A 20,923-nucleotide genomic window follows, 5' to 3' on the forward strand; every position below is an offset into this window, starting at 1 on the left:
CCGTCTTGCTTTTGGTTTCAGTTGAATCACTCATGCTATGTTTCCTTTTGGTTATTTTTCCAATGAAAATATCGCCTGGAGATTTAAAGGTAGCTGAAAATAACGAATTTTCCTTAAGAATAATCGGAAGCGACTATTTCCCGCCAGATCCAACGTTAGCGCTCTCGTCTTCTTTAACCACTTGCTTCAATTTGTCCGCCGTTTTGCTGGCAGTACGGTCCGGCAGGAGATCCAGCTTGTGCTGCAAATTGCTAACCTGCACACTTAGCTGCTCAACCTGAGCGTCCCGGCGTTCCGCTACTTCGCGATAATCCTGTCTGATCTGATTCACCCGCTGATTTGCCGCGTGGCTGACGTATAGGAACATGATGGTCATAATCACGCATATCATCGACAGCCCAAGTAGCAACCCACCGAGCAGCAGTTTGCGCCGGTCAGCGCCAGGACGAAAATCACTATTTATCTGAACCATCGTTGCCATCCTCCAGACTCGTAATTAGCCGATCAACTTCATTACGAAACTTATCGTTATGGTCGGCTTCAGTCATTGCCAGCAAAATGCCGAGCGCGTTTTTGATAATGCGTAAATCAGTTTCCAGCATAGAAATACGTTGAAGATTTTTGTCGTGCCGTTCACGCAGTTCATCATTCTCTGCGCGCAAAATATGATTACTTTCCTTCAACAACACCACTTGTTCCTTGTAGCTGGTGATGATTTCACCGCCCGCCCGATTACTGGTTACTATGGATGCGAGCCCTGCCAGCAACGGCTTCCAAAAAAGCGCCGCCGCGCCGCCACTCAGAACTAACGCCCCTACGCTGGTAATCAAACTACTTTCCATGCTCCACCTCTCTGCGGGTAAGGTGTCTGAGCCATGCGTCCGGGTCGCACCGACACACCGCCCTTTATTTAAGATTGCTTAAATTTATTACTTAAGTATACTTAAGTCATCCTTAAGCAAAAAGTCAAGACGATGAAAAGCGAAACGACAGGTAAGCGCATTTTATTGCGACGCAAAAGCTGCGAACTGACACAGAAACAGCTTGCCGGGCAGGTAAACGTTTCACACGTGGCGATTTCGCAGTGGGAAAAAGATGAGACATTACCGCGAGGAGAAAATTTATTGCGGCTGGCAGAGGCACTGGGTTGTGCACCGGCTTATTTAATTGATGGCGAGGGGCCGGTATTTAATCGCTCGCCGGCAACCGCAGAGTTTCATGCTATTCCGCTTATTGCGCTGGCACATATACGCCAGTGGTTAACGGACAAGTCCATCCATCCGGAGAACGTTATTTTCAGCGAGACCCGGATGGCGAATGACGTATACGCAATTCGCATGGAAGAGAACGCGATGACACCTGCTTATCTGCCTGGCGATGTGGTGATTATTGATCCACAGACTGAGCCTTGTCCCGGCGACACGGTGCTGGTCTTACAGCAGGATACCGCTCTGTTGCGTACTTATCGCTCGCGTGGAAAAAGCGGTGGCTCACCGCAGTTTGAGCTGGCTCCGGTGAATCATGATTACCCGCTCTTATCCTCACAGCTGGACCAATTACAGCTGCTCGGAACAGTGATTGAAATGCGCCGCTATCGCCATCGCTAAGCAAAAAACCCGCTGTAGAGCGGGTTAAGTACGTCAACGACTACGGCAAAAGAACAACAAATTTTAAAGGACGTCAGTTAACTGATCGACCACAACTTTACCCTGCAAATCGGTTTGTGTGATGCGATAGCTGACCCGATACGAGCGGCGATTACTCAGTTTATCAAATAACGCCACCACGCCTTTTTCTTCGCCCTGCTTATTTATGATGGTCCATTCTGTAACATCTTCCTGCCCACGATTGTGGGAGCGTAACACGCCCTTCTCAACCAACTTATCTTCAGCATCAAGTTTTAAGTAATCACGTAACATATTGTCGACCTCCCAGTAACGCGACTAACTATATTCTTTTTATTAATCTGTTCAATCGAATTTGTTAATCGAAGTTGCCTGATTTATCTACAACAGATTAACGACAGATTTGTTCATTCCTGACCAGCAAAGACGGGTATAGGATGTGATGGTTACACACACAACCATTGCGCACTGCAAAACGAGTGAGAAATAAATCATTTTTTGGCCCGCCCTGAGCAGACTTTTTTCTGCGTTTTTACCGTTGGCTGGCAGCAGCGTTATGCTTAGCGGTGAATGCTCGTCTAAGCTTTACGCACTGGATAAAGGAGCCTGTAATGCATAAACATCATACAAATGAAGAACGTAAACACGAAGGGGACGTCAGGAAAAGTGCGCCGGAAGCGGTGCCACAGGCTGGCGATATGTATGAAGAAGACGATCATCCGGCAACAGATGCGCCAAAAGATCACGGTGAAATCCCGCGTAAGAATGATGACAGCGAGGATGATAAAAAAGATCCGTATAAAGCCAGTTAACCCAAAACACCCCTGCGATGAAATGCATCTTAATCTGTTGGTAACCAACTTTTAGCATGCCGTTCATCCAGGGGCTTTTTAGTCACAGCGACTGCTGGTAATTATCCGGGAAAGGCACACCCGATTCCTCCAGTCGTGACAGTTTTTGCAAAATATCATTGCGCACTGTTTCATCGCCGTCTTGCCAGTAAGGTTTTACGACCTCCAGCACTCGCCGGGCCGTTTCCGCATCGTAATCTTCCGGTTCATTTCCCTGCAACGACTGATGAATTTTTTCGTTCATCTCTCTCAGATCGACCATCTCATTCTCCTCTCGTGAAAAATTGAGTATAGCAGCGCACTGAGCGAGCCAGATTAAGGGAAAACTACAGCTGCATATTTATTATTCAATGGTCGAAATTTAAGAGCGAGCAGAGAGATAGTCTGGATCCCGCAAAATATCCGCTGTCACCTTTTCTCTGTTGCTTCACCTTCTGGCGTTATCAGGCTTGTGCGATACATCTTTGTAGTGATGTGATGGACGCCCCTCCATGATGCAACCAGTGCCATACTTTACTGACTGCAATTAATTCTGGAGTGATCTCAGATCACTACACTCCATGCTGTGGCAAATATGAAACGTGGCGGTCTCTTCTGCCCGCCCCTTCAGGAAAGGGATCGAGAACGGCCACTCCGTCAGCGGACTCCTCACGAGCGACGACTTCGAGTTCGTACTCAGTGTGCAATTGTTTATTCATCATTCACTCCCGTTCTGTCGTTTTCACGAGTCTTCAGGCCGTGCTGAGGAGACGAGTGCTTCCGGTCAGCCAGGCGCATTCAGCCGCGGCGGGATCATACGGTCAGATAGAATAAGTCTACGTAATCATAGGGAAAAAACTACGTTTTTGACTCGTTGCCAGCCTGTCGTGGCATCGGAAAGGCCCGCACGATTAAAATACCGCGCGGGCGGTCGGGGTTTACCGTTATATTTCTGCAAGTGCACGTGCATCAGGCAGCTTCAACAACGCATCAGTAAAGCGTTTACCCGCTTTCATTGGGCCGGTATGCGAGCTGGATGGCCCGTTATCTGGTTTAAACATATCGAAAATAGTGATTTTCAGGCATCCCTGGCTTAAAGAGGAGTGCCAGCCGAAACGTGACAGCTCAGAAACTCCATCAGCTAAACAGCGAGTAAAAAATTGCTGAGATTGCAATCAGCCCTATCCACACCACAAAAAGATTGCTCAGCTTACCGCTGTATTGGCGCATTGAAGGCACTCTGGCAATAGCATACATCGGCATCAGAAACAGGATCATGGCGATCACCGGCCCGCCAAGGGTTTCAATCATGCCAAGAATGCTGGGGTTCAGCGTCGCCACCAGCCAGGTCGTCAACAGCATAAACAGCGCAGTTAATCGATTAAGCTTTTTCACTTCCATTTGCCGTCCACGACTGCGCAGCGACTTGATTACTATGCCGTTAAAGCCTTCGCGTGCGCCCAGATAGTGGCCCAGAAAAGATTTAGTAATTGCGATGATGGCGATAATCGGAGCCATCCAGGCAATAACAGGGGCATTAAAGTGATTAGCCAGATAAGAGAGAATCGAGATGTTCTGTGCCTTGGCCTGTGCCAGATCGGCCGGAGAGAGACTCAATACGCAGCTGAAAACAAATAGCATCACCGTTACGATCATCATGACATGCGCACAAGCCAGAATGCGTGAGCATTTCCTTTCAGCCTGCTCACCATATTCATGACGTTTCGCCACGGCGAAAGAAGAGATAATGGGAGAGTGATTAAAGGAAAATACCATGACCGGAATCGCTAACCATAAGGTTTTTCCTAGCCCTTCGCCAGTTCCGGCTGCGCTCCATGACAGCGTTTCCAGCGCCGAAGCATTCCAGTGCGGAATGAGGTACAGCGCCAGCACCATCAGCGTTGCAACAAAAGGAAAGACTAAAAAACTCATGGCCTTAACGATCATCTGCTCGCCGAATTTGATAATAATCATCATAGCGAGAATCAGAATGAGCGACAGTATGATGCGCGGTGGCGCAGTTATATGCAGTTGATGCGTGAGGAAACTTTCAACGGTATTGGTGATCGCCACGCTATACACCAACAGAATCGGGTAGATGGCAAAAAAATAGAGCAGCGTGATTAATTTACCTGCACCCGTTCCAAAATGTTCTTCCACCACTTCAGTAATGTCTTCGCCGGGATTCTTACCGGACAGCACGAAACGCGTGAGCCCGCGGTGAGCAAAGTACGTCATGGGAAAAGCCAGGATAGCCATGATTATCAATGGAATCAATCCACCCGCCCCGGCATTAATGGGTAAAAATAGCACCCCTGCGCCAATGGCGGTGCCATACAGGCCCAGCATCCAAAGTGTGTCTGTTTTACGCCATTTATCCTGTTTATCCACACCCTCTATCACGCCAGTCTGCGTCGTTTCCATACCTTTCTCCTGAAATAACTTATGCCTTACCCAGTAACAAATAGCGTGAATTGTTAAAAAACAGTTTAAAAAAACAGACAAATTCCTGTTCATGCCATATTCATCGCCTTTTTTTGAGGTGTGGAGGATATACTGATGGCAGCAGAAAGGTAGTGATCAAGTTCTCACATAAGCACGCTGACAAGACGATAATCAGGTAATCGTCTTGTGGCTTGTTTAAGATCATGATTTCAGGGCGATAAGCGGAAACATCAATATAAGCGGCGATAACAATAATGAGCGGAAGGTGTTGACCAACCGCTTAATTGTCAGGGTAAGCCTATTTTGCTACGTCCAGAGCTGGACATCCGGGCAGGGCCGGATAGTGAGTGCACCCGGAAGTGACTGCCGTTTCGTGATGCGGTGTACCTTCAGGCGCCCAGGTGTAAGGCACCATATAAGCACGGTAAACGGTGTTAGCAACATAATGGTCACGCGGCATCGCTTTGCCGTAGAAAGGGCTGACATATTCCCAGACAATATCGCCCTGTGGCGTCACCTGAAACAGTCGGCCACTCTGCCCTTCATCTATCAGGGTATTGCCGTTTGGCAGCCGCTGCGCATTGCTGATATAGGCGCTGTAAAACGTTGAGATAGCCTGTTGTGATTTCTCGCCGGTATATTCCCAGACGATCTGTTTACTGACCGGATTCACTTCTATTACCCGCGAAGCAGAGAAAAACCCCTGACGCGTCGGCGGGTAACCGGCATTGCCCTGATTATCAAAAATCAATATGTTACCTGCGCCTGGCAGGCCAGCAGGGATCATATGCACATCATGCTCACCAATCATCTGATCAAGCGGACGAGGTAGCGGCTTACCCAGCTGCGAAGCGGGATAATCAGGCCCAATGCGCCAAATCACTTTACCGCTGCGACGGTCAACAATTACCGCAACGTTACCATTGCGCGAATTCAGCAGAATGTTATCTGGCGCAAATCGTTTATCACCGGCATCGAACCAGTGATTAGGACCGATCGGTGCGGCCGTGTTCATATGGAGAAAGTCAGGATCGTGACTCTCGCGGATCATCTGCAGTTGTTTATCTGAAAAGCCGAATTCATGAAGGTGATCGGCCACCGACCAGGACCAAATCTTTTTCCCCTGCGGGGTTATTTCTTCAATAGTGTTATCAATGACATCGTAGTCATAGCCGGGTAGGCGTTTCAATGCGGCCCCCAGCAATAAAGTATTGCCATTGTCCAGGCGCTGCAGTTCATGATGCTGATGTACCGGGGTAGCCTGGCTGCCATATTGCCACACCACATCGCCCTGCCAGTTCACCTCCGCCACGCTGGCATTCACCATGCCGTTACCGGGGCTGGCAACCTTATCCAGCTTATTTTGCCGCTCAAGCTGCACCAAAATACGCCCACGTTGTCCGTTAAGCTGTTCGCGCTTGATCGGCCAGGGCGGGAAGCTCTCATATTTCCAGCGATGCACTTCTTTACCGGTCATATCGATCAGATGAGTTTGGTTGTCGTTACCGGGAAACAGGATAAAACCGTTCCAGGCGCGAGCGGGATCGTAAAAGGTTGTGCCAACAGGAATGGCAGTGGGAATGGCAAGCGCGCTATGACAAAACGTCAGCAACAGCAGGCCGAATAAACGATGCGTCAACTTCATCTTCACTATCCTGTGCAAAATAATCAGTTATCAGCATAGAAGCGAAACCGCAACGTTTACAATGTTTATCTGCGTGTAAAACGTTCTACCTACGCCTCACATCTGTGCAATGTTAAACAGCGCTCCTTTGCCTTAACTGCTTATCACATTTTGCTGAGGCAGTGTTCTTCCCCGCCCCCTGCCACGCACAGAAGTAAAAATGCGGCGTGCCGCCTATTAAGGTGGCACGCCGGAATTTATCAGAAGAGGCCCAGCGGCTGAATACTGTAACTCACCAGCAAATTTTTGGTTTGCTGATAATGATCAAGCATCATTTTATGGGTTTCACGACCAATACCTGATTTTTTGTAACCACCGAAAGCTGCATGAGCGGGGTAAAGGTGATAACAATTGGTCCAGACGCGACCAGCCTTAATGGCCCGCCCGACGCGATAGGCACGATTAATATCGCGCGTCCATACGCCTGCGCCCAGGCCATAAATTGAATCATTGGCAATGCTGACGGCTTCTGCTTCATCTTTAAAGGTAGTGATGCCGATTACGGGCCCGAAAATTTCTTCCTGAAATACCCGCATGCTGTTGTTGCCTTTCAACAGCGTTGGCTGGATGTAATAACCACTGGAAAGCGATCCTTCGAGTTGCTCTACGCCACCGCCCGCCAGCACTTCTGCCCCCTCTTTTTGTGCGATCTCCAGATAGGACAGAATTTTATCGAACTGCTGCTGCGATGCCTGTGCGCCAATCATGGTGTCAGTATCCATTGGATCGCCACGTTTGATAGTCTTAATGCGCTTCATTACCGCTGCCATAAAGGGCTCGAAAATCGATTCCTGCACCAGCGCGCGTGACGGACACGTACAGACTTCACCCTGATTCAGGAAGCCAAGCACTACCCCTTCGGCCGCTTTCTCGATAAAACTTTCTTCCGCCTGCATGATGTCTTCAAAGAAGATATTAGGCGACTTTCCTCCCAGCTCGACGGTGGACGGAATCAGGCTTTTCGCTGCCAGTTCCAGAATATGGCCGCCGGTCGCGGTTGAACCGGTAAAAGCCACTTTTGCAATGCCAGGATGAGAAGCCAGCGCTTCGCCCGCCTCTTTACCGTAGCCGTGCACGATATTCACCACGCCTGGCGGTAACAAATCTTTGATCAGATCAATAAAAAGTGTGATAGAAAGCGGCGTCTGCTCGGCAGGCTTCAATACCACGCAATTGCCTGCGCCCAGCGCGGGTGCCAGTTTCCACGCGGCCATCAGCAGTGGAAAGTTCCACGGGATGATCTGCGCGACAACGCCCAGCGGTTCATGAAAATGGTAGGCAGCGGTGAATTCATCAATCTCAGCGGCGCTGCCTTCCTGCGCCCGCACACAACCCGCAAAATAGCGGAAATGATCGACCGCCAACGGCATATCGGCAGCCAGGGTTTCACGTACCGGTTTACCGTTATCCCAGGTTTCATTCACCGCAATATATTCAAGATTTTCTTCCAGCCGATCGGCGATTTTTAGCAGCACCAGCGCGCGCTGTTGTGGCGACGTTTTTCCCCACGCCTCAGCAGCCGCAGCAGCAGCGGCAACGGCGTTATCGACATCCGTGCGATCAGATCGTGGAAACTCACCGACAGTGGAGCCATTCACAGGCGAAGTATTCGTAAAATAATTGCCACTTACTGGCGCAACGAATTCACCGTTGATGAAATTCCCATAGTTTTTTCGCAGTTGAATAAGCGACCCTTGTTCTCCGGGAGCGGCGTAACGCATGGTGGTTCTCCTTTTAGGATGCGGGATGCAACAACAAATAAATGCATTCTTAACATAATTGCTCATCCTCAGCCTGCCAGATCGCCTGAAAGCAATCTGTGACCGCGACGAAGGAAATGTCGTGCAATGTTGCGCCACAGATAAATCCGACTTTTTCCCGTGGCGCCCAGACTGTAGAAACTTGTCGGCGAGAAACGGTCAATATGGGGAGTCATTAAACAGGAGATCCGCATGCTGGCTTCGGCTTTAACTTCAATGCGCGAAAAAGCAGATTTCGTTCATCAGTTCATTCGTAACCCGCGCAACATGGGCAGCGTTACGCCCTCTTCTGGCGCGCTGTGTCGCGCCATGACGGATTCGGTAAGGTGGGATAACCAACGGCGTATCGCTGAATTGGGTGCAGGAGATGGCGTATTAACCCGTCAGCTATTAGCGCGCATGGCACCGGAAGCAACGCTGGATGTGTTTGAAATTAGCCTTTCGCTGGCGGAAAAGCTGTCTGCGATGGACGATGCGCGCATGACGGTACGCACCTGCTCCGCAGAGTATCTGAATGGCAAATATGACGCTATATTCTCTGGTCTGCCGCTGCTGTCGCTACCGCCCGTCCTACGTGATGCGATTTTACGTGCGGTATTTAATGCGCTCAGCCCGGTCGGCGTATTCGTGCAATTTCAGTACACGTCGCTAACCCAGCCGGATCTGTCACGTTATTTCACCTGGGAGCGCCAGCGGGTGCTAAAGAATGTGCCGCCCGCATGGGTTTATCGCTGCACGCGTCACTACGCGCCTTGAGCCTGATCGTCTATCCGTTGCGTCTGTAAGTAGAAGGTACGCAGCAGTTCACGCGCCCAGTCCTCGCCTTCCAGCCTGGCATCGCTGTTTCCGGCACCGTCGGGCAAACAGGCACGCATGATCCGCTGGGTAAATTCCGGGTGAAACTGCACGGAGAGCGCATAAGGTGAATAACGCAAAATCTGACAGCCATCTTTTTCTGACTGAGCCAAAACCTGCGCCTGCGGTGGCGGTGCTGTGACCGTCTGGCGATGCGACAGCCAGACATTAAAGGTGGCTGGTAACGCCGCCAGTAACGAATCACGTTGCGTTTGTGCATTGCACACCAGCGGTAATAAGCCTCGTTCCCAGCCATTCGGGTTATCTTCTACTTTCCCCCCCAACGCGTAAGCCATTAGCTGATGGCCGTAACAGACGCCCAGTAGCGGCAGCTTCGCGTCAATAGCAGCGCGTACCCAGGCGGCGCTACGCTCGCTCCAGTCTGCATGATCGGTCACCATCGCCCAAGAACCGCTAAGGATGGCGCCGGAAATTTGGCTGAACGCTGGCAGCGCTTCGCCAAGATGCGGACGCACAATCAGGTACTCATCGGGCTGCAAACCTAACGCGTCAATAAACCAAACCGGCTGTTCGCCGATTTTCGCAACAACATGATGAGGAGGAACGTCGAGTTGAATCAAGGCAAGGGGCAAAGCGGGCGATTTAATCATAATGGATCGAATCCTCAGCGTAACCAGCGTTTTGAAAAGCCAGTCTGCCAGCAACTGCCGTAAAAGTCCTGTGCTTTTCCAGTCTGCCTGAAAATAGAAAATTTCTTTCATCGGGTGCCAGAAGGTCCTCCATTCGTGCCATCATTACGGTTTAACGGGAACGAATGAAAGGGTGACATTGTGGCGGTGCGGCATTTTTTTCTGATCCTGATAGTCGTATGTATCTGGGCCTTCAATAATGTGGCGGTGAAATGGGGCTTACTGGAGCTATCGCCGCTGTTTCTGACATGGATGCGTTTTGTGGTGGTGGCGATTATTCTGGTGCCGTTTTGCCGCATCACCCGTCAGCAGTTGCCGTGGCTGTTGCTGCTGGCGTTTACCTTCGGTTTTATGCATTTTTCCCTGCTGTTTGTCGGTATGCGTTATACCGATGCCGGTACAGGAGCTATTGTGGTGCAGCTTGGTACTCCCATCGCTATGCTGCTGGCGATGGTTGTGCTGAAAGAGAAGCTAAAACTGCTGCAGCTGTTTGGCATCATAGTTTCGCTGAGCGGCGTGATTGTGCTGTCGGGAAGCCCGACCATTCCGACGTGGTGGGTCCTTTGCCTGTTACTCTGTAGCGCCACGGGCTGGGCAATCAGCAACCTTATCGTCAAAAAATCACCGCCGATTAAACCCTTAACCATGACCGGCTGGATCGCCTTTCTCGCGGTGCCCATTGTGGGCGCCGCTACGCTGGTGATGGAGTCTCATCAGCTGACGGCCTTAAGTCATGCGGGCTGGCGCGGCTGGTTTGCCATCCTGTACAGCGCTGTTGCCTCCTCGATAATTGCCTATACGCTGTGGTACATGTTGCTGAAAAAGTACAACGTCAATTTGATCATGCCCTATTCGTTGCTGACACCGGTTTTGTCAGTATTAATGGGGATTGTGGTGCTGGGCGACAGCCTGAACAGCTTCAAAATCATCGGCGCCGCGCTGGTCATTTTAGGCACTGCAATCGCGGTAATTAACCTGCGTAATCTACGTATGCATGCCCGTTTCCCGCGCCTGCGTCGACGCTGACGTGGCATGCTATGCTTGAGAAAACCTCTTTCTCAGGAGCATAAACATGGACCGTCAGCTCGCCGCGTCTTTTTGGCAGCAGATGTGGCAAGGATTAGGCAGCAAAAGCGCGCCGCAGCCGTTGCCCACTTTTATTGATACCGCCACTTTCTCTTCTGCTTTTGCCGTCAGCGAACTGGCGGCCACCAGCATCGGTCTTGCCACTCAGGCCGCCGCCCGTCTGATCCATTCACCGCATCCCGTCGAAATCAATGTCCGGCTGGCTTCACGCTGGTTTCAGCACAGCTTTATGACGCTCAATCGCCCCGCTCCGATACTGTGGGATGCGTTTGCCGGTGATTACGCCAGCGCTGATGGCTGGATCCGGCTGCATACTAACGCCGCGTCTCATCGCCAGGCGATGGAAAACGTGCTGGGCCAGCATACCCGCCGCGAAGCGCTGGCAAAGCAGGTGGCACAATGGCGCGCCACAGAACTGGAACAGGCGATAATTGATGCAGGCGGTTGTGCGGCAGAGATGCGCAGCACCGACGCCTGGCAGCAACATCCGCAAGGCCAGGCGGTAAATCAGGAGCCGTTGATTGACTGGCAAGTCACCGCTTCAGGGCCAGTTCCAGCCTGGATGCTGCCTGCCGCTCGTCCACTACTGGGCGTTAACGTTTTAGATTTAACCCGTGTTATTGCCGGGCCGGTCGCGACGCGTTTCCTTGCCAGCCTCGGTGCAAATGTGTTGCGCATCGATCCTCCCGGCTGGCAAGAACCTGTGCTGGACGAAGAAATCACCTGCGGTAAGCGTCGCACCGTGCTGAGCCTGAAAACGACCGCTGGCCGCGAGCAGTTCAGACAACTGCTGCGTAAGGCCGATGTTTTAGTGCATGGCTATCGCGCCGACGCGCTGGAAAAGCTCGGTTTTGATGCCGAAACACGCCAGTTACTGGCGCCGGGTTTAGTGGACGTCGGCCTCAATGCGTGGGGCTGGCAAGGACCGTGGCGTAATCGTCGCGGCTTTGACAGCCTGGTACAAATGGGGTGCGGCATTGCCGAACATGGCAAGCGATGGAAAAACAGCGATCAGCCAACGCCGTTGCCGGTTCAGGCGCTGGATCACGCCACAGGATATTTAATGGCGGCAGCGGTTTTAGAAGGATTACGCCAGCGCAAAGAAGCGGGCAATGGCTGTCAGGCGCGCCTGTCGCTGGCGCGCACCGCGTTGCTGCTGCAACAGCATGGTTATCCGGCCGGTAGCCAGCAAACTGGCATTACGCCGGACACAAAAGATAACCTGGCCATGTTTGAGCTCACGCCGTGGGGGTTCGGCGTAAGATTGCGTTCTGCGGCTTATCTTCCTGGCACCGCGCTGGTATGCGCAACGCCAGGTTGCCTGCCGGGCACCCATCCGCCCGGCTGGTAACTTATTCGTCGTCTTCGTCGTCTTCGTCGTCTTCGGCGTTTTCAGCTAACTCCTCGTACATCACCTGGATCGCTTCACGACTCAACGCCGCCAGGGTGCGATAAAACGCGCTGGTAGCATGCGCTTCCACTTTGCCAAGGAACGCGCCGCACCACGGCAGTAGATAGCTTTCAAATAGCGCCAGCTGTGCCGCGCTTTCGTCCTCTGCGGACTGATCTTCCAGCCATGAAGCCGCCAGCATTAACACACCAAAATGATCGGCAGGCGCGTCACTCAATGGCATACCGCGCGACGTTAAAAACGTGCGCACTTCGCCTTCCGTTTTCCCTTCTGGCCATTGCGAGGCATAGGGTGGCACCTTGCAATCGCTACCGACAAATAGCGCGTTGTAATCTGCCGCCAGTGCCTGCGGGTCGCTGCTCTGTTGCAAACGCTTTAGCAGATCATCCTGTTCCAGCGGCCATTGCGCCGGCAACTTGCCTTCACGCAGCAAAGTAAACAGCGGCACCAGCAGCGGATCTTGCGGCTGACGATTAAACAATGAGCCGATAACGCGGCACAGAATGGAAAACTCATTCATGAGTCAGGATCCTTGAGGCAATAAAAGTTAAAAATCAGCCAGTTCAGCGATGTGTTTACCGGTGCGCTGCTCAAGAAAATCAAGCAGGCGACGCGGCGTGACATTTAACACGCGATCTTCGGGAAAATCCACTTCGCGTGTAACACGCAAACAGTGTTCAAAATGGCCCAGCGTAAAGGCGGTGTGAGAATCAGAACCAAACGCCAGGCGGCCCCCCGCATCCCGTACCGCTTCCGCAATGGCACGGCAGTTTGGTTCACTACCCGGACGTGAATGGGTGAACGAGGAGTTATTGATCTCCAGTGCGACATTGTAATGCGCGGCGGCTTCGGCAATCGCTGGAATATCAACGGGGAACTTCGGATTGCCCGGATGGCTGATAATGTGCACCAGGCCGGCAGCCATCGTGGCAATCATCGCATCGGTGTGATGCTTTTTATCGCGCGGCGCATAGACCGGCTCGTGAAAACCCGCCACGATCAGGTCCAGCGCGTCCAGCATCGGCCCGGAACAATCAATCTCACCCTGCTGGTTTTTGATGTTCGCTTCAATCCCGCGCAAAATCGCTACTCCATCAATCACGCGTGGCCAGATACGCATATTGACGAAGTGCCAGTAATGTGGCGCATCGGCCATATCCGGGCCGTGATCGGTAATCGCAAACAACTTCAGGCCGTTCTGTTTCGCCTGAGCGACATAATCATGCAGCGTGCTGTATGCGTGAGTGCTGGCGACGGTGTGCATATGCAGATCTACCGGATACATCTTCTACTCCTGCTGAATGCCCGTATTGGGCATTAATAATTAATAGCCGCGTTGACGATCAACGCAACCTTGTGGGGTCTTGCCCGCTTCGTACTGCGTGATGGCGCGGGCAATATAATCCATCGCCTCCTCTGGCACTGTGATAGCGGCATTATGGGGCGTAATTGTGACACGCGGGTGTGACCATAGCGGATGGTTTTTCGGCAAGGGCTCTTGCTGAAAAACGTCCAGCGCAGCGGCTTTTAGCTGGCCGCTGTTAAGCGCAGCCAGTAAATCGGCCTCAACCACCTGGGCACCACGCGCCAGGTTCAGAAAGAATGCCCCTTGCGGTAGGCGTTGCAGAACATCCCGATTAATCAGATTGAGGGTTTCCGGCGTATTCGGCAGCAGATTGATTAATACCTGCGTACCGCGCAGGAAATCATTGAGGGATTCACGTCCGGCAAAACTGGTTATGCCCTCAAGCTGCTTCGGTGACCGGCTCCAGACGCGCAGCGGGAAACCCCAAATCTTCAGGCTGTCTGCCACTCGCTGGCCTAATACGCCCGCGCCAAGAATGCCGATAGTAAACGTTTCACGCTGATAAGAGGGCAACTGTTGCCAGCATGACTGCGGTTGTTGCAGGCGATAATCATCAAAGCGGCGGAACCAGTCCAGTACGCTATGCGTGGCATATTCCTGCATCTGACGAGCCATACCGGTATCTTCCAGTCGAAACAGCGGCACGGTATCCGGCAGCATATCGGGATGATGTTTGAGCTGAGCCAGGATCTCGTCAACGCCTGCACCCAACGCAAAAACCCCTCGCAAACCTTGCCGCCCACGTAGCATCTCCACCGGCGGCGAACGCACCAGTGCATAATCTGCTGGCGCGTTGTCGCCCGGTTGCCAGCCGCGCACGCGGACGTGTGGAAGGCGCTGCTGTAAACCATGAATCCAGCGAGTCGCATCTTGCGATGGGTGATACCAGATGATCTCCATACTGCTCTCCTTTTTCTTTTCAGCGTCAGGGAAAAAAGTGGCAAGGGCAAGAAAAAATCCACGCAGCATTCAGAATTGCCAGCCTGCGCATTCAACATTTTTATTTATATGTCTTCACATTTCCGGCTCGCTTTAGGGCCAATCTGCCAGATAACGTCTAAAGTTGTTCGTGTGGTCAATGCGTTACGTGTGACCCGCTTTCGGACAAGGAGAACAACCGATGATAAAAACTGAGGTAAACGCCGCTGAAGGGCGTCAGAGCTATGCGCCATTACTGCTTATAGTGGGCCTGGCCACTTTTACAGCGCATGCAGACGACAGTTCACACATGCTGAGCAATCAGCCGCAGCCACCTGACGTACGCTTAGGGCCGCTCTTCAATGCTGTGCAGCAGGAGAAGTTTTACTCCGATCAAAAGACTTTTGCTGATGCACTACCAAAATACGATCCTTCCTCAATTCTCGCCGACTGGCAGATGCAAAAGAATCAACGCAATTTTGATTTAAAACACTTCGTTGCGAATAACTTCACCCTACCCACTGAAAGCGATAAGTATGTACCGCCAGCCGGACAAAGCCTGCGTGAACACATTGATGGCTTATGGCCGGTATTGACGCGCACCGCCAAAAGCGCCGGGCAATATGACTCGTTGTTACAGCTGCCTAAACCTTATGTGGTGCCTAGCGGTCGTTTCCGCGAGGTCTATTACTGGGACAGTTATTTTACCATGCTGGGACTGGCAGAAAGCGGACACTGGGATCGGGTACAGGATATGGTGGACAACTTTGCCTCGCTGCTGGATCGCTATGGTCACATTCCCAACGGCAACCGCAGCTACTATTTAAGCCGTTCGCAACCGCCCTTCTTTAGCCTGATGGTTGACCTGCTGGCAACGCATAACGGTAATAAAACCTACACGCGTTATCTGCCACAGCTACAAAAAGAGTACGACTACTGGATGGCGGACAGCGACACGGTAGCCCCTGGCGAAGCCAGCAAGCGCGTCATTAAACTCGCCGATGGTTCTCTGCTCAATCGCTACTGGGACGCCCGCGACGCGCCGCGTACCGAATCCTGGCTTGATGATGTGAATACCGCCAAAAAAGCACCGCAACGTGACAAAGCCGGGCTGTTTCGGGATTTGCGCGCAGGCGCCGCCTCCGGCTGGGACTTTAGTTCGCGTTGGTTTACCGATGCCCATAATCTGGCATCGATACGTACCACCCAGCTAGCACCTGTCGATCTCAACAGCCTGATGTTCCATCTGGAGAAAGTGCTGTCGAACAGCTATCAACTGAATAAGCAAAACGGTTTGGCGAAGCAGTTTGCCGATCGCGCTGAGAAACGTCAGGCCACCATCAATCGCTATTTATGGAATAGCGCGCAAGGCTGGTATGCCGATTACGACTGGAAGAAAAAACAAATTCATCCGCAGTTAACGGCGGCAACGCTGTTTCCACTGTATATGCAGGTCGCCAGCGATAAACAGGCCGACAGTACAGCCAGCGCCGTTGAAAAACAGCTGTTGAAACCGGGAGGGCTGCTCACCACCACGGTGAATAACGGTCAGCAATGGGATGCGCCAAACGGTTGGGCGCCGCTGCAATGGGTGGCGGTAGAAGGGCTGGAGCATTATCACAAACCTCAGCTGGCTCAACAGATTGGTTTGCGCTTTTTGCAAAACGTGCAGACCACGTATGATCAGCAGCATAAATTAGTTGAGAAATATGTAGTTGAAGGTAAAAACCTTGGCGGTGGAGGGGGCGGTGAATATCCGCTACAGGATGGTTTTGGCTGGACTAACGGCGTCACGCTGATGCTGCTTGATAAATACTGTCCAAAAGACAAAACCTGTAACAGCGCCCACGATATTCCGCAGGCTTCGGCATCAGTGCAGTGAGCCTTGTCTGATACTGCCGGGTCACCGCTGCAGTATCAGACGTTTTTCCTGGCTTCCTTTCAGCGGCAGGCAGAATTGCCGCAAATTTAACAAATGAGAAGCATTGTCACTCTAGCTATGTGAATAATTATCACGCCATGTTCTTACTGGCGATTGCCTTACCGGATTTGACCAGAAAGGATGATCAATGAAACTGCCTTCACTTCTGAAACGCAGCGCATTGTTCTGCGCGCTGGCGCTTGCTGCCCCGACACTGACATTTGCAGCTGACACCGCACAACCCTAGGGAACCGCTGATTCGTCCACGCAGGGCTATCTTGTTAATACCCGCCAGGACGCAACCAAAATCGATCGCCCGCTGTGGACAACACCACAATCTGTTTCTGTGGTTACGCGTCAGCAGATTCAGGACGGGTCACAGCCACAAAAAAGGGGACGAAGCCATTCGTCCCCTTCTCTTTCTATTAATGCTTAACGTCAGCTACGAACTTTACGATAAATAAACAGCACCACGATGGCACCAATTACCGCAACAACGAAGCTACCGAAGTTAAAACCGTCTACCCGGCCGAAGCCAAACAGGGTACTGATCCAGCCGCCGACAACAGCACCGATAATACCCAGCACGATGGTAAGGATGAAACCTCCGCCATCTCTACCCGGCATGATCCATTTAGCGAGAATACCGGCGATTAAACCAAAGATGATCCATGAAAGAATGCCCATTAACTACTCCTTGCGTTTTTTCTGATTACTTTGTGATCGCCTGAGTAATCAAGCGGTTTACCGTGATAAGTATAGACACACTTTTAAATTCTGCATGTCAGGTCACAGTCAAAAAAATAAATGATCTGACTAAAGATTTTTCAGCCCGCGTCGATAACGGTCAGGTGGTAAAAGGGGACAGAAGTGATGATTAACAATCATTTGGAGCCGGGAAGTGAAAGAAGCCGATAAAGAACAATATCTCAAACGTGGAACCCTGGCCGTCCTGAGCGTCATGAAGGATCTGCTGCGCTTACAAACGCCGTTAATGGTGTGCTTTTCGCGTGGGCAATTTATCAGCCGTATGCTGGCTGCCGATGAAAGCCGCATTATGTTCGATTTAGGCAGTAATAATCTGCATAATGATCACGCGCTGCACTATAGCGAGGTAAGTATTTCGGCTGAAATTCAGGGCGCTAAAGTCGAATTTGAGCTTCCCTCACTGGAAATGGCGCAGCACGAAGGTTTGCCAGCGTTCAGCACCGCGCTGCCGCCGGTGATCTGGCAAATTCAGCGTCGTGAGTTTTTTCGCGTCAGCGCTCCACTTGAGCCTCAGTTCTGGTGTCATACCGAATGGCCGGATGGCAAAAAAGCGCGTTTGCGTCTGCAAAACCTGTCGCTCGGTGGGATAGGCGTGCTGGTTGATGGAGCCCTGCCTGACGGCTTAAAAAGCGGCGATGCTTTTAAAACCTTCCGCGTCGAACTGGGCGAATACGGTCATTTTGAAGCGGGTGCAAAGCTGATGTATATTGGTGAACACACGATAGTCACCAGCAAGAATGAAACCCGCATCACGCCACGTTTAAGTTTCCGTTTTACCACCATCGAACCGCTTCAGGAACGCCAGTTACAGCAGGTCATTTTTGCGCTGGAACGCCTGGCGCACGACAAATCTAATCGTTTTCAATAAGTTCCTGCCTGGATACATCGCAATTTTCACCGTATCCAGGCTATGCTACTTGTTCCTGATTCTCTAAAACCGGATCCCAGCAAGGAGATTCTCCCCAATGGAAAACTGGCTTTCATCACGTCATTTTCAAACAATATTTCTCGACCAAAATTTCTGGATCAACAGCGCTATCGTGATCGTTGCCACCCTGGTAATGTACTGGATACTACGCTCGCTGATCCGCTTCATATCCAATCGCATCGCCCATTACAGCGAGCATCGCCATACGCGCGCCAGTAGCATCGCGGTGGAGATTTTACGCAGCACTAGTCAAACCCTGCTGCTGATCTTCTCTCTGTTGATTGCGCTTAAACTCGTCAATTTGCCGCCAGGCTGGAGCAACACCATTTCGCACGGCTGGTTCCTGGCTTTTATTGTTCAGCTGGCATTGTGGATTGATTGTGGCATTCGCCTGTGGCTGCAAAGCCTGTTGCGCGATCCGCTGCATGTACGCAATCCCGTGACTACCGTCATCCTCGGCATCCTGTTGCGCATACTGGTATGGGTGATGATGGTGCTCGCCATTCTGTCGAATATGGGGATCAATATTACCGCGCTGGTCGCCAGCTTAGGCGTCGGCGGCATCGCTATTGCACTGGCGATACAAACGGTATTAAGCGATGTGTTTGCATCGTTAGCGATTGGGTTAGATCGCCCGTTTGAACACGGCGATTTTATCGTATTCGGAGATATTGCCGGTTCAATTGAGCACATTGGCCTGAAAACGACGCGTTTACGTAGCCTGAGCGGTGAACAGGTGGTGTGTTCTAACACCATTTTGTTACAGCAGACCATTCACAATTACAAACGCATGCAGCAACGCCGCATCGTGTTTAAGTTCGGTATCAGCTACGCCACGCCATCGGAGCAGGTGCGTGAAATCAGTGGGCTGGTGAAAACGATTATTCAGGGCATTGAAATGACGCGTTTTGATCGTGCGCACTTTCTGGCTTTTGATGATTCGAAACTGACATTTGAAGTAGTCTATTATGTGCTCGATGCTGACTACAACAAATACATGGATATTCAGCAGGAGATTAATTTGCAGCTGATGGCGGGATTAGAAGAACGCCATATTCGTTTCGCCTTCCCGATTCGCCAGGTAGAGTTCAGCGGTGGCAGCTTACCGCAGGTAGATCTGAAAGCGGTAGCAAATGAGTAGCTCGTTATCGGGCGAGAAGTAAAATGTTTTCCAGCTTCTTCTCTTGGCAGGAGAAGCTGGAATAAGGACCTGACGCGCCCGCCAGAACATCATAAAACTGGCGGAGCCAACTCAATGGTGCTGATAACAACTCACCCCTAAATAAAGACTAAATGCCTCCTGCAATACAGCAGCGGTAGCCGAATGGTTCATTGCCACATGATGTTCAAAACCGTTACGGCAAATCCACGCCAGTAAGGATTCCAGCTGCGGCACCTGAATCACGGCACGACATCCCACCGTATCAAGCGGATCATCCACTGACTTTCCTTGCCCGACATAAGCTTTGATTTCTCCACTGAAATCATCCGTTGAAAGACGGAAATACGTCAGGTCGCCGCTTTTCATTCGTCCATGCACCGCGCCACAGGTATTCTCTTTTCCCACCGTGGTGCCGATGATGTCGGCAGTCCCCATTGTGGGTGATTCCAGGCTGGCGCTGGCAAAGTTTCCACAGTGAAACAGCACGCATTTGTCACGATCGTCGCCAAAGTTGTTATTCCAGTCGGCTAAAGAGGCTGGCTGGAGCGAACAGCTGGCCAGCGCGTACATTGACAGCGCCCCCATTACGTCAACTTCACAGGCGCTGGGCATGAGTTGGCCGGACATCACACTCATTATCGAACAGACATTAATGCCAAGGTTTTCCTGTAACGAGGTCCAGCACTGAATAGCGGTAGTATCAATATCGTTTTCATTTACCCACTCGCTAATCACCACGAATAATTTCGCCATGGTTTGCAGCTTCTCGCCCGGAATGCCACGTGCGTCGGCGTTCGCTTCAAGGATTTCACGCTTCTCTGCTACCCGAATATCATCATCGCACAGCCGCTTGATACGGCTAAATATTTCCGACAGATCGAGGGTTTCCACCGCGATGCCCATTTTTTCTAATAGCTTTTCGCTGTAGCGCACCGTATTAAAACCTGCCGGACGCGCACCAATGGCACCGACACGCACCCGACGCATCGCGTTCACCACCCGGCACAGCTGGGTAAATCGCTGTAAATCCTGCATAAACACCTCGCTGCTCAGGGCACAGACGTGTTGCCGGGTTAAGCTAAAAGGAATGCCGTATTGACGTAAATTATTGCACAGCGAAATTTTGCCACAAAAACTGTCACGACGCGTCGCCAGCCCCATTTTATCAAGGTTATCTTCTTCAGCCTGTATCAACACTGGCACGTTGAGCCTCGAAAGGCGGATAGCCTCTGCAATGGCTTTTTCATCACCGAAGTTAGGCAACAGCACCACAATGCCATGGATCGTGTCGCGCTGCTGGCGGAAAAGCTCAGCGCAGACTTTTGCCTCCTGCCGCGTCTCGACGCCGCCGAGATGGGTTTGCGTTTCGTTAAGCATCACGGTATTGATATTAAGTTTTTCAAACAGCATCACCGCCTGCTGGCGCGCTTCGCCTACCAGATAGCTGGGGAAAAAACCCCGATTGCCGATGATAACGCCGAAGGTTAACTGCTGAGGAAGTGTTGACATTGCTC

The 20,923-nt window shown here is 51.5% G+C and carries 21 protein-coding genes and 2 pseudogenes; 9 read left to right on the forward strand and 14 right to left on the reverse strand.

All coding sequences use genetic code 11. From position 1 onward, the window contains the following. Nucleotides 1-133 precede the first annotated feature (133 nt). Together QRY16_RS09685 and QRY16_RS09690 are read right to left on the reverse strand one after the other, a co-directional pair. The gene (locus QRY16_RS09685) at nucleotides 134-472 is read right to left on the reverse strand and encodes a hypothetical protein (protein WP_289776428.1); all 339 of its coding nucleotides are present in this window, start codon (nucleotides 470-472) and stop codon (nucleotides 134-136) included. Next, nucleotides 456-842: a hypothetical protein gene (locus QRY16_RS09690; RefSeq protein ID WP_193405335.1), complete on the reverse strand. Its 387-nt coding sequence runs from the start codon at nucleotides 840-842 to the stop codon at nucleotides 456-458. The genes QRY16_RS09685 and QRY16_RS09690 overlap by 17 nt, the downstream gene beginning before the upstream one ends. Nucleotides 843-974: 132 nt before the next feature. Between QRY16_RS09690 and QRY16_RS09695 the strand changes: the two genes are divergently transcribed. After that, nucleotides 975-1,607 (forward strand): helix-turn-helix domain-containing protein, encoded by a 633-nt coding sequence (locus tag QRY16_RS09695; protein ID WP_193405336.1) that lies wholly within the window; start codon nucleotides 975-977, stop codon nucleotides 1,605-1,607. A 63-nt stretch (nucleotides 1,608-1,670) separates the two neighbouring features. Here the strand turns inward: QRY16_RS09695 and QRY16_RS09700 are convergent, their stop codons facing one another. Further along, on the reverse strand, nucleotides 1,671-1,919 hold the full coding sequence (locus tag QRY16_RS09700) for a hypothetical protein (RefSeq protein ID WP_193405337.1): 249 nt from the start codon (nucleotides 1,917-1,919) through the stop codon (nucleotides 1,671-1,673). 317 nt (nucleotides 1,920-2,236) lie between these two features. Here QRY16_RS09700 and QRY16_RS09705 point away from each other — a divergent pair, with 317 nt between their 5' ends. Continuing rightward, nucleotides 2,237-2,437 carry a hypothetical protein gene (locus QRY16_RS09705; protein WP_193405338.1) on the forward strand — a complete coding sequence of 67 codons (201 nt, stop codon included), beginning with the start codon at nucleotides 2,237-2,239 and terminating at the stop codon, nucleotides 2,435-2,437. A gap of 82 nt (nucleotides 2,438-2,519) precedes the next feature. Here QRY16_RS09705 and QRY16_RS09710 read toward each other — a convergent pair whose 3' ends face one another. The 5 genes and pseudogenes from QRY16_RS09710 to exaC all read right to left on the reverse strand — a co-directional run bounded on the left by QRY16_RS09710 (nucleotide 2,520) and on the right by exaC (nucleotide 8,305). Next, nucleotides 2,520-2,738, reverse strand: a complete 219-nt coding sequence (locus QRY16_RS09710; RefSeq protein WP_193405339.1) for a hypothetical protein — start codon at nucleotides 2,736-2,738, stop codon at nucleotides 2,520-2,522. A gap of 694 nt (nucleotides 2,739-3,432) precedes the next feature. Then, nucleotides 3,433-3,516, reverse strand: a pseudogene (locus QRY16_RS09715) (serine dehydratase beta chain); the annotation flags it as partial. Nucleotides 3,517-3,592: 76 nt separating this feature from the next. Beyond that, nucleotides 3,593-4,879, reverse strand: a complete 1,287-nt coding sequence (locus tag QRY16_RS09720; RefSeq protein ID WP_289776429.1) for an HAAAP family serine/threonine permease — start codon at nucleotides 4,877-4,879, stop codon at nucleotides 3,593-3,595. Between the two features lie 319 nt (nucleotides 4,880-5,198). After that, a complete protein-coding gene (locus QRY16_RS09725; protein WP_289776430.1) occupies nucleotides 5,199-6,545 on the reverse strand; it encodes an aryl-sulfate sulfotransferase in 1,347 nt (448 codons plus the stop codon). A 239-nt stretch (nucleotides 6,546-6,784) separates the two neighbouring features. After that, nucleotides 6,785-8,305: an acetaldehyde dehydrogenase ExaC gene (gene exaC, locus QRY16_RS09730; RefSeq protein WP_193405343.1), complete on the reverse strand. Its 1,521-nt coding sequence runs from the start codon at nucleotides 8,303-8,305 to the stop codon at nucleotides 6,785-6,787. 231 nt (nucleotides 8,306-8,536) lie between these two features. Between exaC and QRY16_RS09735 the strand changes: the two genes are divergently transcribed. Then, nucleotides 8,537-9,100 carry a class I SAM-dependent methyltransferase gene (locus tag QRY16_RS09735; RefSeq protein ID WP_289776431.1) on the forward strand — a complete coding sequence of 188 codons (564 nt, stop codon included), beginning with the start codon at nucleotides 8,537-8,539 and terminating at the stop codon, nucleotides 9,098-9,100. Here the strand turns inward: QRY16_RS09735 and QRY16_RS09740 are convergent. Beyond that, entirely contained in the window at nucleotides 9,088-9,810 is a 723-nt protein-coding gene (locus tag QRY16_RS09740) for a glutamine amidotransferase (protein ID WP_289776432.1), read from the reverse strand. The two genes, QRY16_RS09735 and QRY16_RS09740, sit on opposite strands and share 13 nt — an antisense overlap. A gap of 180 nt (nucleotides 9,811-9,990) precedes the next feature. Here QRY16_RS09740 and QRY16_RS09745 point away from each other — a divergent pair, with 180 nt between their 5' ends. Both QRY16_RS09745 and QRY16_RS09750 read left to right on the forward strand, forming a co-directional pair. Continuing rightward, complete coding sequence (locus QRY16_RS09745) at nucleotides 9,991-10,875, forward strand: DMT family transporter (protein WP_289776433.1); 885 nt, start codon at nucleotides 9,991-9,993, stop codon at nucleotides 10,873-10,875. Nucleotides 10,876-10,921: 46 nt separating this feature from the next. Beyond that, entirely contained in the window at nucleotides 10,922-12,286 is a 1,365-nt protein-coding gene (locus tag QRY16_RS09750; protein WP_289776434.1) for a CoA transferase, read from the forward strand. A 1-nt stretch (nucleotide 12,287) separates the two neighbouring features. On the opposite strand, the gene QRY16_RS09755 is transcribed toward QRY16_RS09750, so the two are convergent. Genes QRY16_RS09755 through ghrA form a run of 3 tightly spaced genes read right to left on the reverse strand, consistent with a single transcriptional unit; the run spans nucleotide 12,288 to nucleotide 14,612 of the window. Next, entirely contained in the window at nucleotides 12,288-12,866 is a 579-nt protein-coding gene (locus tag QRY16_RS09755) for a TorD/DmsD family molecular chaperone (RefSeq protein ID WP_193405348.1), read from the reverse strand. 27 nt (nucleotides 12,867-12,893) lie between these two features. Then, the gene (locus QRY16_RS09760; RefSeq protein WP_289776435.1) at nucleotides 12,894-13,631 is read right to left on the reverse strand and encodes a phosphatase; all 738 of its coding nucleotides are present in this window, start codon (nucleotides 13,629-13,631) and stop codon (nucleotides 12,894-12,896) included. Between the two features lie 39 nt (nucleotides 13,632-13,670). Beyond that, nucleotides 13,671-14,612 (reverse strand): glyoxylate/hydroxypyruvate reductase GhrA, encoded by a 942-nt coding sequence (gene ghrA, locus QRY16_RS09765; RefSeq protein ID WP_289776436.1) that lies wholly within the window; start codon nucleotides 14,610-14,612, stop codon nucleotides 13,671-13,673. Nucleotides 14,613-14,832: 220 nt separating this feature from the next. On the opposite strand from ghrA, the gene treA reads away from it, so the two are divergent. Next, a complete protein-coding gene (gene treA, locus QRY16_RS09770) occupies nucleotides 14,833-16,512 on the forward strand; it encodes an alpha,alpha-trehalase TreA (protein WP_289776437.1) in 1,680 nt (559 codons plus the stop codon). A 187-nt stretch (nucleotides 16,513-16,699) separates the two neighbouring features. Beyond that, nucleotides 16,700-16,924, forward strand: a pseudogene (locus QRY16_RS09775) (TonB-dependent siderophore receptor); the annotation flags it as partial. A gap of 65 nt (nucleotides 16,925-16,989) precedes the next feature. Here QRY16_RS09775 and QRY16_RS09780 read toward each other — a convergent pair. Further along, nucleotides 16,990-17,238: a GlsB/YeaQ/YmgE family stress response membrane protein gene (locus tag QRY16_RS09780; protein ID WP_289776438.1), complete on the reverse strand. Its 249-nt coding sequence runs from the start codon at nucleotides 17,236-17,238 to the stop codon at nucleotides 16,990-16,992. 214 nt (nucleotides 17,239-17,452) lie between these two features. Here QRY16_RS09780 and QRY16_RS09785 point away from each other — a divergent pair, with 214 nt between their 5' ends. Next, nucleotides 17,453-18,187 carry a flagellar brake protein gene (locus tag QRY16_RS09785; protein ID WP_289776439.1) on the forward strand — a complete coding sequence of 245 codons (735 nt, stop codon included), beginning with the start codon at nucleotides 17,453-17,455 and terminating at the stop codon, nucleotides 18,185-18,187. A 97-nt stretch (nucleotides 18,188-18,284) separates the two neighbouring features. Further along, on the forward strand, nucleotides 18,285-19,388 hold the full coding sequence (locus tag QRY16_RS09790; protein ID WP_289776440.1) for a mechanosensitive ion channel family protein: 1,104 nt from the start codon (nucleotides 18,285-18,287) through the stop codon (nucleotides 19,386-19,388). A gap of 111 nt (nucleotides 19,389-19,499) precedes the next feature. On the opposite strand, the gene QRY16_RS09795 is transcribed toward QRY16_RS09790, so the two are convergent. Then, nucleotides 19,500-20,918: an L-fucose/L-arabinose isomerase family protein gene (locus tag QRY16_RS09795; protein ID WP_289776441.1), complete on the reverse strand. Its 1,419-nt coding sequence runs from the start codon at nucleotides 20,916-20,918 to the stop codon at nucleotides 19,500-19,502. Nucleotides 20,919-20,923 lie beyond the last annotated feature (5 nt).

Origin of the sequence: Mixta mediterraneensis (assembly GCF_030283135.1) — a bacterium.
Lineage (GTDB): Bacteria > Pseudomonadota > Gammaproteobacteria > Enterobacterales > Enterobacteriaceae > Pantoea > Pantoea mediterraneensis.